Origin of the sequence: Corynebacterium faecium, assembly GCF_027257105.1 — a bacterium.
Lineage (GTDB): Bacteria > Actinomycetota > Actinomycetes > Mycobacteriales > Mycobacteriaceae > Corynebacterium > Corynebacterium lehmanniae.
Map to the genome: position 1 here is coordinate 1 of NZ_JAPYJX010000003.1, position 13665 is coordinate 13665.

Below are 13665 nucleotides of genomic sequence, written 5' to 3' on the forward strand. Positions count from 1 at the left end.
CTCTGACAACGTCGGCGCACTGACGGGGCGCGTCACCAGTACCCTGTTCCGGACTGTTACTGGATGCTCACCATCGCGTTACTCGATACTCACCACGGTGTTACTAGATGCGACCACGCAACAGGCCGTTTTGTCTTGGTACTCCAGTGATGGGGTCATCACCTGCATCACTGCGTCAGAAAGTATTTCTCCCAAATGGTTCTCCTTTGAATCCGTCGTTTTTCTAGACCGATCAGTACGGTAAGCAGGTTCGCAGGAATTGTCAAGAACATATGTTCGACATAATAGGTGCCGATGCCTGCGCAGCATTAGCTTCTCGACGAGCACTCCGCTCCCCCTGCAACTACACTCTCAGCCTGTGCTGAGCAGAAGAACGTTCATGTCCGCCACGGCAGTGGCGGGCTTTTCTGCGTTAGTGGGGTGCGCCGGCCCGCGTGGCACGACAGTCACGGAGACGGAGACGGCCACCACCACCGTCCGCGAGACAGTGACGGCGTACCCCGGCCCGGAGCGCTACGCGGGCCGGGTGCCACAAATGTTTGGGACCTCCATGCGCGGCATTGCAGAGATGGTGCCTGTGACGCCGGGCAGGCGCACGATTGCGCTCACATTCGATGCCTGCGGCGGACCCAGTGGCTCGGCCGTGGACCAAGGGTTGATAGACGCGCTGCGCGAGTACGCGGTACCCGCGACGCTGTTCTTAAGCGCCACCTGGATCGAGGCGAACCCGGATGCGACGCGCAAGCTCGCGGCCGATCCTCTATTCCGCCTGGAAAATCACGGCACGAGGCACCTGCCGCTGAGCGTCAACGGCGGGGCCGCCTACGGCATCGCGGGTACCAAGACGCCGGCGGAAGCCATAGCGGAAATCGACGGCAACCGGGCGCTGCTGGCGGACTACGGGGTGGAATCGACGTGGTTCCGCTCGGGCACGGCCCATTACGACGATGTCGCCGTGGGCATCGCGCGCGAGCGCGGCGTGGCCATTGCGGGCTACACCGTCAACGGCGATTTTGGGGCGACTGCCCCGGCAAACCATGTGGCGTCGGCAATCAGGCATGCCCCTGACGGGGCGATCGTGCTGGCGCACATGAACCACCCCACCTCGGGCACCGGGCCTGGCGTGCGCCACGCGCTGGAGCAATTGCCTAGCGACGAGGTCCGGTTCACGTTCCTCGACGGGAGCAGGCCCTAGAACTCAGCCGGCATGATCAGCCAGGCCACGCCGTAGGCGAGCAAGCCCGGGAACACGCCCATGAGAACGAGCAGGATAAAGACCACGCGCACCGCGGTGGCGTCGACGCCAAGGTACTGGGCGATGCCGCCGCAGACGCCGGCGATGTACTTGTCGGTCATGGAACGCTCGAGGCGCTTCGGGGAGTTGCCCGGATTGATGTTCTGCGGATTGTAGGGGCTGGACATCGTGGAGTCCTTTCATCCAAGGGGTTCTGTACCTCCCATCCAACCCCTGCCGGCGAAATCCCGCAAGGACAATTGTCGACGAAAGTGACTGTTAAAGCTGGTTAGTTGGCAGATCCTCGGCAGCGAGCACGTCGGTGAAAAACTCGCTGATTTTGTCGGCGCGGTCCGCGTCCAGGTGGTCGAAGATGAGGCGGCGCACGGTCTCCACGTGGTCCGGCACGGCCTCTTCGAGGTGGGACATGCCTTGGTCGGTCAGGGTCACCAGCACGCCGCGGGCGTCGCCGGGGCACTTCTTCTTGGTGAGCAGTCCGCGCTTTTTCATGCGCGTGACCTGATGAGAGGCGCGCGAGCGGTCCCAGCCGAGTTCTTCGCAAAGCTCGCGCAGGCGCAGCGTGCGGTCTTGCGCCTCCGACAACGCGACGAGCACGGAAAACTCCGGCGAAGAGATGTCGCCGCCTGCTTGGAGGCGATCGTCAATCGTGCGCGAGATCTTGGTAAACCCCGCGAGCATCAGCCGCCACAGTTGCTGTTCTTCGTCATCGAGCCACCGCGGTTGTGCATTCATACGGGCAGATCCTAGCCGATGGGTCCGGTTTTCAGCTCGTCCATGGAGTACGTGCGCGCCGCGGCGACACGGTCGAAGCGCTGCGGGAAACAGGTCAGTACCAGCACCTGCGAGGACTTCCCCACCTGGGAAAACAGCGAGTTCATGCGGGCGAGACGCTCCGGGTCGGTGGCGCCGAGGGCGTCGTCGACCACCACGGGCACCGGCGTTGTTTCGCCGGAGGCGGTGACTAGGTCAGCGATGGCGAACCGGGTGAGGATGGCCAGCTGCTCCTTCGTGCCGCCGGAGAGCTGGTCCAGCGGCACGCTCACCCCGTCGACGGTGCGCTCGGTGACGGTGAGATCGTCGCCGAAGTTGAAGTCCACGGTAGGTCCGAACAGCACGCGGGCGCGGTTGCGGATCGCTTCGTTGAACGGCGCGGTGTAGCGGGCGCGGGCGGCGTCGCGGTGGGCGTGCATCGTCTCGCGCAGCAAGCGCACCGCGTCGGCGCGGCGGGTGGTGCGGGCCAGCTCGGTCTCCGCGGCATCGAGCTCCGCGGCCGCGCGGTCCGCCTTCTCAGCGGCGCCGGCGGCGATCTCAATGCGGCCGGTCAGCTCGGTGATGCGGTTTTTCGCCTCGGCCTGGCGCTTCTCCAGGTTCTGCAGGCGAGTCTTCGCGCCCTCGAGCATCTGCTGGGCGATCTCCGGGTCGGCAGCCGCGAGCTCGGCGGACAGCGCCGCGTGCGCCTCGTTGGCCTCGCGCTCCTGCTCGCTGGCCGATTCGAGGGCGCTCTCGAGCGCAGTTTTCGGTGCGTTGTCCTCGGCGTGTGCCAGCTCGTCGGCGGCGTGGCTCGCCTCGGCCTGCTTCGCCTCCAGTTTGGTCTGCACGACGGTCAGCTCGCTGGCGGCGGTACGGTCGGCGTATGGCTTGAGCGCGGCATCGGCGGAATCGACATCCTTCTCCGCTTTGTCCAGCGCCTTTTGCGCGTCCTTCACGGCCAGCTCCGCGGCCTGTTCGGTGTCGGGCAACTCGGCGCCGTCGAGAAGCTCGGCGAGCTCCTCGATCTGGGTGGTGAGGCGGTCGCGCTCGGCCGCGAGCTCGTCGGCGTCGGTGCCGGCCAGCGCGTCGTCGCGGCGCTGGCGGGCGGACTTCACCTCTGCCTCGTGCGCCTTGCTGGCGTCGCGGGCGGCGCGGGCCTCGTCGACGTCCGCGCAGCCCAGCTTGGACAGCAGGCTGGAAAGGGCGTCCTCGGCCTTTTCCACAGCGCGGCGGGGGTCCTCCGACCCCTGGGCGGCGCGGAAGACCACATCGAAGTCGTCGAGGGTGAGGCGCGTGCCTTCGTAGACGGCGACGGACTCGGTGCCGTCCACGCCCACGCTTTCGCCGTCGACCTGGATGGTCTTGTTCTCGGCGGTGATCTCCAGCTTGGCGGAGGCTGCCTCGCGCAGGCGGCGCTGCAGGGTCAGTTCACTTTCGGCCTTCTCCAGCTTGCGCACGTCCGCGTCTGTGACTTGCAAGGCGGGGGCGTTCTTGAGCAGGGTTGCGTAGGCCTCGTCTGCTTTGCTGATGAGGGTGAGCTGGTCGGTGACGACCGTGAGGCGCCGAGAGGCACGCACGTGGTCGCGGACGTTTTCGGCGCCGCGCAGGGTGGTGCGAGCAGTGGCGAGGCGGGTTTTCGCCTCCTCGACCTGCGCCGTCAGCTCGGTAATCTTCTCGCGTTCGGCATCGCGCGCCTTCTGCGCCGGCGCGAGGGCGGCCTGCAGGTTCTTTTCCTCCTCGCGCAGCTTGGCCACGCGCTCGGAAAGCGCGACGCGCTCGGCGAGGTCCTGCTCGGCGCGCTTCCTGGCGACGGTGGCGCGCTCGAGCTGCTCGGTCGCAGCCTTAGCTTTCTCCGCGAGCTGGCTGGCGTGGGCGAACTCGGCCTCGCGCCCGGCGAGCTCCTCGTGGGCCTGCGGCAGCTCCGTGTCCACCGCGCGGATTTCGTCTTCGCGGCGGGCCACCTCGTCGACAAACGTGGCCAGCTGCTGCACCTCGGCCTCGGCGGCGCGGAGGGTGTCGCGGGCGGCGTCCACGGCGTCGGACTTGGCGGTGAAGGAGGCTTTGGGCTTGGGCGGGGTCGCGGCCGTCCAGTAGCGGGCGTACTCCGCCTCGATGGAGGCCATGAGGTCGGTGTCCTCCTCGCCGGAGCGCTCGGCGCCGTTCTCCGCGTCGAGCGCCTGGGAGATGGACGGGATGCCGGCGGCGGCGATGCCCGGATCCAGCTCGCCCTGGCGCAGGAACAGAGTCTTGGCCAGGCTGGTGTCCATTTGCTCGGCGATGATGCGGGCGAGCTCGTCGTCCGCCTGGCGGCCGGTGAAGTTCTTGTGCACCGGGGAGAGGATCTCCAACTCGGAGAGCTTGCCTTTCAGCCAGCGCTTGTGGATTTTGAAGGTGGTCTCCCCCACCGTCGCGGTCATCGTGACCTCGGGCGAGGCGTCGCGGCCGACCGGGGCGAAGATCTTGATCTTCTTGCCGCCGGCGGAGTGGCGCTCCTGCAGCACGGTGTCGATGGCGTCCAGGATCGTGGACTTGCCGGCCTCGTTCTGGCCGTGGATGACAATCACACCGGTCTCCGGCAGGTCGCGCAGCTCCAGGTGCTCGATGGCTCGGAAGTTGTCAATGACAAGGTCATGGATGCGCATGGTCTAGCCCACCTCCTTGGACAGGCGGAACAGCAAGTTCACGGCGTCGCGGGCGGTGGCGTTGTCCTCGGCTGCCTGGCCGATCAGCTCCCGCATCGCGTCTTGGGCGAAGCCGGTCAGCGGCAGGTTCTCCATCTCTTCGTCGTCGGGCTCGAGGTGCAGGCTCATCAGCCGATCGCGCGGGTAGAGCGCCGCGAAGACCGGCTCGAGCTCGGCGAGTTCGCGCTCGAGAGTGCGCGTGTCCTCCAGGCCGAGGGTGCCGGAAAGCGCGTACTTGATCACGGTGCGGTCCTTCTCCGGGTAAGCCTTGAGGTCCTCGATAACCCCGGCCACGTCCTCAGCACTCGCGACCTCCCAAAAGCGAGCCTCGAACGTCCAGGCGCCGACCGGGACCTTCTCCACCGAGACGTCGGCGCGCCCGCCGCTTTTGTCCACGGTGACCACCAGCGCGTTGCCGGAATCCACCTCGCCGCCGGCAACACCCGGGGTGCGGTCGAAGTAGTCCGTGGTCTCCGGGGCGCCGGAGTACCAGATCCGCTCGGAGGCGGAAAGCGCCGCGGTGGAGTGGGTGTCGCCTAGGGCGACGTAGTCGATCGTGCCCTGGTCGATGGCAGTGTCGAGCGAAGCAACGTCGATAAGCGAATGCGCCTCCTCTTCCCCGAAGCCCTCCACCGCGCCGTGGCCGACGAGGATGCGGACCGCCTCCGTCGGCTCCAGGTCGCGGATTGCCTTGGCACACAGGTCCTCCGAGGCGTGCTTGGTTAACAGCGGGGCACCCACCACCTCGACGCCCTCGCGCACGACCACAGGATTAGAGTCCGCGAGCACCGTGACGCCTTCGATCCCCTCGGTGCGCTGGAAAATACTGTCCGCCACCAGCGGGTCATGGTTGCCGGGCAAAAGGTAGACCGGCACGGGCAGTTTGCGCAGCGCCTCGAGCGCGCGGCCGAGTGTGGTCGGCTCGAGCGAGTTGTGCTCGAACACGTCGCCGGCAACCACGATGAATTCAGCGCCGCGGTCCTGGGCTATCTCCCCCAAGCGGGTGACGGCGCGGAGGCGTGCGTCGTCGAAACGCGACTGCGCCTCGGGCGACAAAAATTTTCGGCGCATGCCTAACTGCAGGTCGGAGGTGTGGATGAAGGTGGTGTGCGTCATGTCTTATACACCTACCACCGCGGCCGACACGCCAGCACAAACATTCGAACACATGAGCTAACGGGTGAGTTCGTCGTAGAGATCTTCGATGTCCGCAACGGCGCGCAGCTGGTCGATGTTGGTAAACGACACGGTCTGCATCGCGCGGTGGAGCAAGTCGATGTCGGAGTCCTCGATCATCGGCGCCACCTTCGGACGCGGCAGTTCCGGCAACTCGCGGCCGGGCCAGAAGTACTCCGACCCGGGCTCGGCGTTTTCCCTGGCCAGATCATCCGCCTGGTTGCGCTTGCGGTTCTCCAGCTCCTCCAGGCGCAGCCCGCGCATGGTGAAAATGACGCTCGGATCCTTGTCTATGAGCTCCGCGGTGCGCTGCGCCACGGCGACGGCGTGTTTGCACACCTCGGCGCCATCCGGACAGTCGCAGTGGAAGGTGACCTCCTGCGGAGTTCTGCACAGCAGAATCTCCAGGACATCCTCGGCGAGCGTGCCAGCCTTCGCCGCGGCGATGGACCCTGGCGCCCGCACGATCGCGCTGGTGGCCTCGCGGATCTCCTCGGCGTGGCGCCGCGGCAAGTACATGGCCACCCGGAACGGGTCGTTCTGGCTGCCCACCACCGCCGCGCGCACACCGTGGGACACCGCCTGCAGCTCCACCACATGCCCGCGGGCGGCGTACTCCGCGCCACGTTTCGCCCGGCCCACGTCGGTCTGGCGCACCGCGGCGTTGTAAATGGTCATCGCCGCAGGCGACAGCGACCGCGGACGGAACGTGCCGACGTCCGTGCCGCCAGTTTCCGCCGCGCTGGACACACGTTTGCGCGCGCCGAAATTGGCGTAGATGACGTTGTTTTCCTGCGGGCGCTTCTTCTTCTCAGTCATTTTGCCCCCTGTAACTGATCAATTGGGCGAGCTCCTCGGTTCCCAGCTCGGTGATCCAGCCCTCGCCCTGGCCCACCACGGCGCCGGCGAGCTGGGTCTTGCCGTCCAGAATGTCCTGGATGGATTCCTCCATCGTGCCGCGGGTGATGATCTTGTACACCGTGACGTTCTTCTCCTGCCCGATGCGGAACGCGCGGTCCGTGGCCTGGTTTTCCACCGCCGGGTTCCACCAGCGGTCCAGGTGGATGACCATGGACGCCGCCGTCAGGTTCAAGCCGGTGCCACCGGCTTTCAGGCTGAGGATCATCGCGCGCGGCCCGTCCGGCTGCTGGAAACGCTCCACCATCGCGTCGCGCGCGGATTTGCCCACGCCGCCGTGGAGGAACGGCACGTCCTCGCCGAGGCGCTCGGACAGGTAGGGCTTCAAAATGTCGCCGAATGCCTTGTACTGGGTGAAAATGAGCACCCGCTGGTCGGACGCGGCGGCTTCCTCGAGCAGCTCCATAAGTTTTTCCACCTTGCCGGAGCGGTGGCGGCCTTTGTCGGTGACCGCGGAGCCGTCGCCAAGAAAGTGCGCCGGGTGGTTGCACACCTGCTTGATGCGGGTGATCGTGGCCAGCACGAGCCCCTTGCGTGCCATGCCCTTGCGCTCGTCCAGCTCCGCCTGCGTGCTGTCCACCAGCGCCTTGTACAGCGCGGCCTGCTCCGGGGTCATGTCCACGGCGGTGACGTGCTCGGCTTTGTCCGGCAGGTCCGAGATGATCGCCGTGTCCGTTTTCAGGCGGCGCAGGATAAACGGCGCGGTGAGGCGCTGCAGCCGCTCCCCCATCTCGTCCGCGAGCTCCGGGTCCCTGCGCGACTCGATGGCTTTGGCGAAGTGGTTGCGGAAGAAACTCTGCGAGCCCAGCATCCCGGGGTTGACAAAATCCAGGATGCTGCGCAGCTCAGAAAGCTTATTTTCAATCGGCGTGCCGGTCAGCGCGATGCGGTGTCGTGCGGGAATCGCGCGAACGCTTTTCGACGACTGCGTGCCCGCGTTCTTGATCGCCTGCGCCTCATCCAACACCACGTGATCCCACTGCACGGACGCCAAATCCTTGGCGTCGCGCGCGGCGGTGCCGTAGGAGGTAATCACGATGTCGGCATTGTCCGCGGCCGCAAACAGGTCGTCGCCCTTGAGCCTGCCCGCGCCGTGGTGCACGCGCACGCGCATGTCCGGCACAAAGCGGGCGGCCTCGCGCGCCCAGTTGTTCACCACAGACGTCGGCGCCACGATCAGCGACGGGCCGCGCCTCGTGCCCTGCGCCTGCTCCACCGCGAGCAGGGTGAGCAGCTGCAGCGTCTTGCCCAGCCCCATGTCGTCCGCAAGCACCGCGCCCAAGTTGTTGCGGGACATGAAGTACAGCCAGTCCACGCCGCGGCGCTGGTACTCGCGCAGCTCCGCGGTGACCGTGTCCGGGATATCCACGCGCTCCGGCGCCGGGCGGTCCGTGCCGCCAACCAGTGAGGTAAACCAGGGCGAGCCGGTGAACTCGATCGGGCTATCCGCGCCCGCCTCCAGCGCGAGCTGGCGCAGCTCCGCGGCAGACACCACCCCCTCGCCCTCGGCATTTTTGAGCCGCTCGTACTCGGCCTGCGCCTCCTCGGCGAGGCGCTGCAGCTCCTCGGCGTCCTCGGAGCCGGCGGCCTGCGCGATGCGGGCGCGCTTGATGGCGCTGTCCGCCTCGCGCATGGCGTTTTCCAGGGAGGTGTCGTGCAACTTCTCCAAGTACTTCGCCGTCTTGGCCACCTCGCGGCTATCCGCCAGGACCCACTCGCCGCGCAGCTTGATCAGGCCCGACTTGGACTTGACCAGCTGGGCCATCTCTTCGTCTGTGAGCTCCACGCCACCGATGGAAAGCCGCCAGTCGTACTTGACCAGGGTGTCAAAGCCCATCATGGTCACGGTGGAGGAATCGTGCGGGTCCTGGTGCTCGCTGACCTTGAGCTTGGACGCCGTCTCCGCCGTCGCCCACGCGCGCGGCAGCAGCACCACAAAGCCGCGGGCCCGCAGGTAAGAGGCACTCTCGCGGACGAACTTCACAATCTCGTCGCCGTTCAAGTACAGGTCCCAGTCGCCCGCGTTCGGGTCGAAGCCGTGGTCCGCGGTGGAGCGGAACCGGCCGTGCTTCGCCGGATCCACAAGCGAGGTCGCTTCGATCGCCACGTCGAGCTGACCTCTCAGGATGTCCGCAGTCTTCGAGTCGTAATCCCCCAACCGCACCGGCCGCGGCGAATCCGCGCTGGAACGTACCTGCACCCGCACCGGCCACAGCGTCTCCGGGCCCGACTCCTCGGCCCCGTCTGGCGACTCCACAATGAACACCAGCTGCATGTTCACCGCCGTGATCGTGCCGTTCCAATCCCCCATCTGGCGGGCCAGCACCGCCCCGCCGCGGCGCAGCGGGATGCTGTAGAGCAGCGACTTCACAAAATCGTGCCAGGGGTACGGCCTCGTCGCCGCCCTCTCCACCGCGCCCTGCAGGCGCTCCGTGGCGATCCAGTGCGTGAACATCTGCGCACAGTCCTCGCTCAGGTTCGCGTTGTTCACAGTGAGCACACCCGGCGAGGCGGCGATCATCTCCGCCAGCCAACTGCGCTCCTCCAGCCCGGTGCCCAACTGCCATTGCGCGTACCACAGCCCGTCGTGGTACGGCACGTTGATGCTCACGCGCCCCGCGCGCACGAACTGGGTCAGACCCCGATACATGCGCAGGATCCAGTACATGTCCGGCGCGACCGCCTCGCGCTGCGCGGGCGTGGCCGCCGGCGAATCCCCGTCCAGGTGCGCCAGGTTGTCCAAAAAACGCACCGCATCCTCGGGCGCGAACTGCGCCAACGGCGCCCGCAAGCTGACGTGCCGGCCCTTCGGGGTTTGCAGGATCAGGGTATGGATGTGGTGGAACCTTTGGCCGTCCAAAAGCGAATGCACGATCGGCGGAAACGTGCCGGGCGGCACGTCTTCCATGGTCACAATCCGGTGGCCCTGTACGCGCTCAACCCACACCGAAAGCCCGGACTCGGGGAGCCACAGGCCATGGAGAAGGTATTCAGGCATACCCACCCTTATACCACCGACGCCGACATTGCCCCCGCCGAGCGATCGAACAAAATCTTTCAGCCCACACTCAGCCGATTCTGCAAATCAATACAGCACGACGGAAGGATGCGTTACAGTGTGGCGAAACTTACACCGACCACCGACGTAAGGGAGTGCACATGTCCGACAGTTTCTGGCTAGTGCTTGCCATCGTCCTGTATTTCGGGGTGATGGTCGCCATCGGGTTCTACTCGTGGCGCAAGACAACTAAATACGACGACTACGTCCTCGGCGACCGCGGCCTCGGCCCGCTCGTCGCCGGCATCTCCGCAGGCGCATCAGACATGTCCGGCTGGCTGCTCATGGGTCTGCCCGGCGCACTGTTCGTCGCCGGCATGAGTGAGCTGTGGATCGTCATCGGCCTGTTCATCGGCACCTGGGCCAACTGGAAGTGGATCGCACCAAGGCTGCGCGCCTACACCGAGGTGGCCAAGAACTCGATCACGCTGCCCAGCTTCTTCGAAAACCGCACGCACGACACCTCGCGCGTGCTGCGCTTCACCTCCGCCGTGATCATCATCTTCTTTTTCACTTTCTACGTGTCCTCCGGCATGGTCTCCGGCGGCCGCTACTACGAATCCACCTTCGGCGGCGAATACATCCACGGCGTGCTCATCGTCGGCTCCATCACGGTGCTCTACACCTTCATCGGCGGCTTCCTCGCCGTGAGCTACACCGACGTTGTGCAGGGCGGCCTGATGTTCCTCGCCCTGATCACCGTGCCGGTCATGGCGCTGATGTCCCTGGACAACCCGTCCGACATCTTCAGCTGGGCCACCTCCAACCCCTACGGCCCCTGGGAGAACGGCAACCCGAACTACTTCAACATCGTCGCAGGTGTTTCCGCCGGCACCATCATCGGCAACCTCGCGTGGGGCCTGGGCTACTTCGGCCAGCCGCACATCATCACCCGCTTCATGGCGCTGCGCTCCCCGTCTGAGGCAAAGGCGGCCCGCCGCACAGGCACCATCTGGGTGGCCATCTGCTACCTCGGCGGCATCTTCACCGCGCTGGTGGCAACCGTCTACTTCTCGCAGAAGTCCGCGTCCGTGACCGACCAGTCCGGATACGAGACCGTGTTCCTGGACCTGGCACGCCTGATGTTCCACCCGCTGATCGCCGGCATCGTGCTCACCGCCGTGCTCGCCGCGATCATGTCCACCATGTCCTCGCAGCTGCTGGTCACCTCGTCCGCGCTCATCGAGGACGTCTACCGCATCTTCAAGAAGAACCCGAACAACACCACCCTGCTCGTGCTCTCCCGCGCCATGGTCATCGGCGTGGCCCTGGTGGGCATGGCGCTGGCGCTGAACCCGTCGGACACCATCCTCGGCCTGGTCGGCTTCGCGTGGGCGGGCTTCGGCTCCGCGTTCGGCCCGGTGGTTGTGGCGTCGTTGTACTGGAAGCGCCTCACCTCCCAGGGCGCGATCGCCGGCATGATCGTCGGCGCCGTCACCTCGTTTGTCTGGGGATCCGTGGACGCGCTGTCCGGCATCATCTACGAGATCGTCCCGGGCGTCATCCTGGCTACCCTGGCCATGGTCATCGTCTCCCTGGCAACCCGCCCGAAGGAAGGCGTGGAAGAGGAGTTCGACACCGCCGCGGACGCCACCGACTACGCTCTCGCCCACCCGGACGAGGACTTCTCCGCAGCACTGCGGAACCGCGGAGGCTCCACCGCAGTCTAAGAAGGTATGCGCCGATACCTTCTTATTCTGTCCGCCCTCACTGTTCTGGTGGTGCCGTTCCCCACGGGGCGATTGCCTATCGACGTCCCAACGGTGCCCCACCGCACCACCATCCTCGGCTACGACAGAGCCGAGTTCGGCCCCGGTTGGGCCACCGGCACCGGCGGCTGCGACACCCGCGCCGCGGTGATGGCCGCCGCCTTTGACGCGGACTGCGTCCAGCCCTGGCCACAGTGGGGCAATCCCCGAGTTGTAGACCCCTACACCGGGGATTTTCTTCTGCCCCACGACGTGGAAATCGACCACGTCCTGCCCGTCTCCGCCGCCTGGGACTTAGGCGCACACCGGTGGGACGCCGCGACCCGCGAACGCTTCTACAACGATCCGCACAATCTGGTCGCCGTGTCCTCCGCCGCCAACCAGGCCAAAAGCGACAAGCTCCCGTCCGAATGGATGCCCACGGACAGGCGCGCGCGGTGTGCGTACGGGCGCAGGCTCGTGGACGTCGCAAAGCACTATGCTCTGCCTTTGCCGAAGCCTGACCTGCGGGCGGTGCGGCGCGCGTGCTCCGGGGTCGCCGGGCTGCTCGCGCGCGGCGAGCTGTGAGGATTTTCCCACCATGCCGTAAGGTGTGGGCACATGACTACATTCCTCATCTTCCTGCACGTGGCCGCGGCCATCCTGCTGCTCGGCCCCGTTGTCGTGTCGACCTCCATGTTCCCGCGCCAGGCCGCAGAATCCCGCGCCGGCGGCGAGGAGTCCACCGGCCGCGCGTCGGTGCTCTACCGCATCACCAAGACCTACGGCATGCTCTCCCTGCTCGTGCCGCTGCTCGGCGGCGCCGTGCTCGCCTTCGACTGGGAGACCTACAAGGCCAACTACTGGTTCCACACTGCCATCGTGCTCTCCGTGATCGCCTGGGCGATCCTGCTGGGCATGGTCATCCCGCAGCAGCGCAAGATGATGGGCACCCTCGGCGCGCTGCCGGCCGCCGACGCAGACCCGGCCGATGTGACCAACAACTTTGAGAAGTCCAAGGCGAAGGCAACCGCCGGCGCCGGCATCTTCAACCTGCTGTGGATGCTCACCCTGATCCTGATGTTCCTGCCGACCCCGGCGTAAGGAACGCGCGGGCGTTTCCGCTTGAGACAGGCCCAGCTATTCCCGATTTTTCGGCGGATAGCTGGGCCTTACTAGCTGGAAACAGAATTCTGGGGGGGTGGCAGGGGCCGAGATGGACTCGGTTTCGGACTGATCCCGGTGACCGGGACGCCCCCGCACAGACCCCAGCCGCGCAGACCCCAGCCCCCTACGTGTACCGCAGCGCGGAGGCGCCGCCGAGGCCCAGGCCGGCAAGCACGCGGAAGATGCCGTCCACCGCCTTGCGCAGCACCTCCGCCACCGGCCCGGTCAGCCCGGGGAACAGCGCGTTTTGCCCCCACACGCCGACGAGGCGGGCTTCGGGGACGGCGGGGCCGTCGTGGGGCACGATGCCGATGACGTAGTCGCCGCCGCGCAAAAACGGCAGCGGGTTGGATGTCCACATGCTGGAGACCACGCCGACGAAGCCGCGGCCGGGCACCCACATGGGCCCGCCAGAGTCGCCGGGGTGGCTCAGCGGCGCGGCGAGGAAGAACGTGCCGTCGGCGGAGCCGGAGAAGCGTCCGCAGGTTTGCGCGCCGCGGGTGCGGGAGAAGTAGCAGACGGTCTCGCCGATCCGCACGTCACCTGGGTGGACCCACGCGTCACCAGAGAACCGGTTGCCGCCGACGGCCACGCCGGCGTCCCATTGGATGGCGGCCCAGTCGTTGCTCAGGTGGCCGTCGTAGGCCTTGGACCGGTAGAGCGTCCCGGTGGCGCCGCCGGCGTTGACTCGCGCGCCTTCGGCTCCGCAGTGCGCGGCGACGAGGCTGCGGTGGCGGGCGGGGTCGTTGAAGCCGATGGTGCAGGTGCCGGTGCCGTCGATACGCACGGGCGCGCCTTGCTCCACGCGCACCTGCGCGTCGGCGGGCGCGGCCTGCACCCCCAGCGCGACGGCCGCTGCGAAAAGGCCTCGGGAAATTCGGTGCGTGCGCTGGGAAGACATGCGCATTAACCTAGCACCCTTGCCTATCGACGCCCTCCGGTCCCCCACCCACAGCACAAAAGCAGCCGGCA

Annotated in this window: 12 protein-coding genes; 5 read left to right on the forward strand and 7 right to left on the reverse strand. The window is 66.7% G+C overall.

Going from position 1 to position 13665, the window contains the following annotated elements; all coding sequences use genetic code 11:
* Positions 1 to 244: hypothetical protein (locus O5O53_RS03470; RefSeq protein ID WP_269509069.1), on the forward strand; the 244-nt coding region annotated here is incomplete at its 5' end.
* Between the two features lie 114 nt (positions 245 to 358).
* Positions 359 to 1195 carry a polysaccharide deacetylase family protein gene (locus O5O53_RS03475; protein ID WP_269509071.1) on the forward strand — a complete coding sequence of 279 codons (837 nt, stop codon included), beginning with the start codon at positions 359 to 361 and terminating at the stop codon, positions 1193 to 1195.
* Here the strand turns inward: O5O53_RS03475 and O5O53_RS03480 are convergent.
* The 6 genes from O5O53_RS03480 to O5O53_RS03505 all read right to left on the reverse strand — a co-directional run bounded on the left by O5O53_RS03480 (position 1192) and on the right by O5O53_RS03505 (position 9778).
* A complete protein-coding gene (locus O5O53_RS03480) occupies positions 1192 to 1422 on the reverse strand; it encodes a PspC domain-containing protein (protein ID WP_126857534.1) in 231 nt (76 codons plus the stop codon). The two genes, O5O53_RS03475 and O5O53_RS03480, sit on opposite strands and share 4 nt — an antisense overlap.
* Positions 1423 to 1513: 91 nt before the next feature.
* Complete coding sequence (locus tag O5O53_RS03485; protein ID WP_269509073.1) at positions 1514 to 1987, reverse strand: MarR family winged helix-turn-helix transcriptional regulator; 474 nt, start codon at positions 1985 to 1987, stop codon at positions 1514 to 1516.
* Positions 1988 to 1998: 11 nt separating this feature from the next.
* On the reverse strand, positions 1999 to 4647 hold the full coding sequence (locus tag O5O53_RS03490; protein WP_269509075.1) for an AAA family ATPase: 2649 nt from the start codon (positions 4645 to 4647) through the stop codon (positions 1999 to 2001).
* A gap of 3 nt (positions 4648 to 4650) precedes the next feature.
* Complete coding sequence (locus O5O53_RS03495) at positions 4651 to 5802, reverse strand: metallophosphoesterase family protein (RefSeq protein WP_269509077.1); 1152 nt, start codon at positions 5800 to 5802, stop codon at positions 4651 to 4653.
* A gap of 57 nt (positions 5803 to 5859) precedes the next feature.
* Complete coding sequence (locus tag O5O53_RS03500; RefSeq protein WP_269509079.1) at positions 5860 to 6681, reverse strand: SWIM zinc finger family protein; 822 nt, start codon at positions 6679 to 6681, stop codon at positions 5860 to 5862.
* Entirely contained in the window at positions 6674 to 9778 is a 3105-nt protein-coding gene (locus O5O53_RS03505) for a DEAD/DEAH box helicase (protein WP_269509081.1), read from the reverse strand. Before O5O53_RS03505 ends, O5O53_RS03500 begins: the two co-directional genes overlap by 8 nt.
* A gap of 161 nt (positions 9779 to 9939) precedes the next feature.
* On the opposite strand from O5O53_RS03505, the gene putP reads away from it, so the two are divergent.
* From putP to O5O53_RS03520, 3 genes are read left to right on the forward strand one after another with little or no spacing between them, the layout of a single operon-like run.
* Positions 9940 to 11508 (forward strand): sodium/proline symporter PutP, encoded by a 1569-nt coding sequence (putP, locus tag O5O53_RS03510; protein WP_269509083.1) that lies wholly within the window; start codon positions 9940 to 9942, stop codon positions 11506 to 11508.
* Between the two features lie 6 nt (positions 11509 to 11514).
* Positions 11515 to 12114 (forward strand): HNH endonuclease family protein, encoded by a 600-nt coding sequence (locus tag O5O53_RS03515; protein WP_269509086.1) that lies wholly within the window; start codon positions 11515 to 11517, stop codon positions 12112 to 12114.
* A 33-nt stretch (positions 12115 to 12147) separates the two neighbouring features.
* Complete coding sequence (locus O5O53_RS03520) at positions 12148 to 12630, forward strand: DUF2269 domain-containing protein (protein WP_269509088.1); 483 nt, start codon at positions 12148 to 12150, stop codon at positions 12628 to 12630.
* 187 nt (positions 12631 to 12817) lie between these two features.
* Here the strand turns inward: O5O53_RS03520 and O5O53_RS03525 are convergent, their stop codons facing one another.
* The gene (locus tag O5O53_RS03525; RefSeq protein WP_269509090.1) at positions 12818 to 13594 is read right to left on the reverse strand and encodes a chymotrypsin family serine protease; all 777 of its coding nucleotides are present in this window, start codon (positions 13592 to 13594) and stop codon (positions 12818 to 12820) included.
* Positions 13595 to 13665: the final 71 nt, after the last annotated feature.

Bases quoted from the DNA above. Each gene is read 5' to 3' on its own strand.
- O5O53_RS03480 (WP_126857534.1), bottom strand. From the start codon at position 1,422: ATGTCCAGCCCCTACAATCCGCAGAACATCAATCCGGGCAACTCCCCG.
- O5O53_RS03485 (WP_269509073.1), bottom strand. From the start codon at position 1,987: ATGAATGCACAACCGCGGTGGCTCGATGACGAAGAACAGCAACTGTGG.
- O5O53_RS03490 (WP_269509075.1), bottom strand. From the start codon at position 4,647: ATGCGCATCCATGACCTTGTCATTGACAACTTCCGAGCCATCGAGCAC.
- O5O53_RS03495 (WP_269509077.1), bottom strand. From the start codon at position 5,802: ATGACGCACACCACCTTCATCCACACCTCCGACCTGCAGTTAGGCATG.
- O5O53_RS03500 (WP_269509079.1), bottom strand. From the start codon at position 6,681: ATGACTGAGAAGAAGAAGCGCCCGCAGGAAAACAACGTCATCTACGCC.
- O5O53_RS03505 (WP_269509081.1), bottom strand. From the start codon at position 9,778: ATGCCTGAATACCTTCTCCATGGCCTGTGGCTCCCCGAGTCCGGGCTT.
- putP (WP_269509083.1), top strand. From the start codon at position 9,940: ATGTCCGACAGTTTCTGGCTAGTGCTTGCCATCGTCCTGTATTTCGGG.
- O5O53_RS03515 (WP_269509086.1), top strand. From the start codon at position 11,515: ATGCGCCGATACCTTCTTATTCTGTCCGCCCTCACTGTTCTGGTGGTG.
- O5O53_RS03520 (WP_269509088.1), top strand. From the start codon at position 12,148: ATGACTACATTCCTCATCTTCCTGCACGTGGCCGCGGCCATCCTGCTG.
- O5O53_RS03525 (WP_269509090.1), bottom strand. From the start codon at position 13,594: ATGTCTTCCCAGCGCACGCACCGAATTTCCCGAGGCCTTTTCGCAGCG.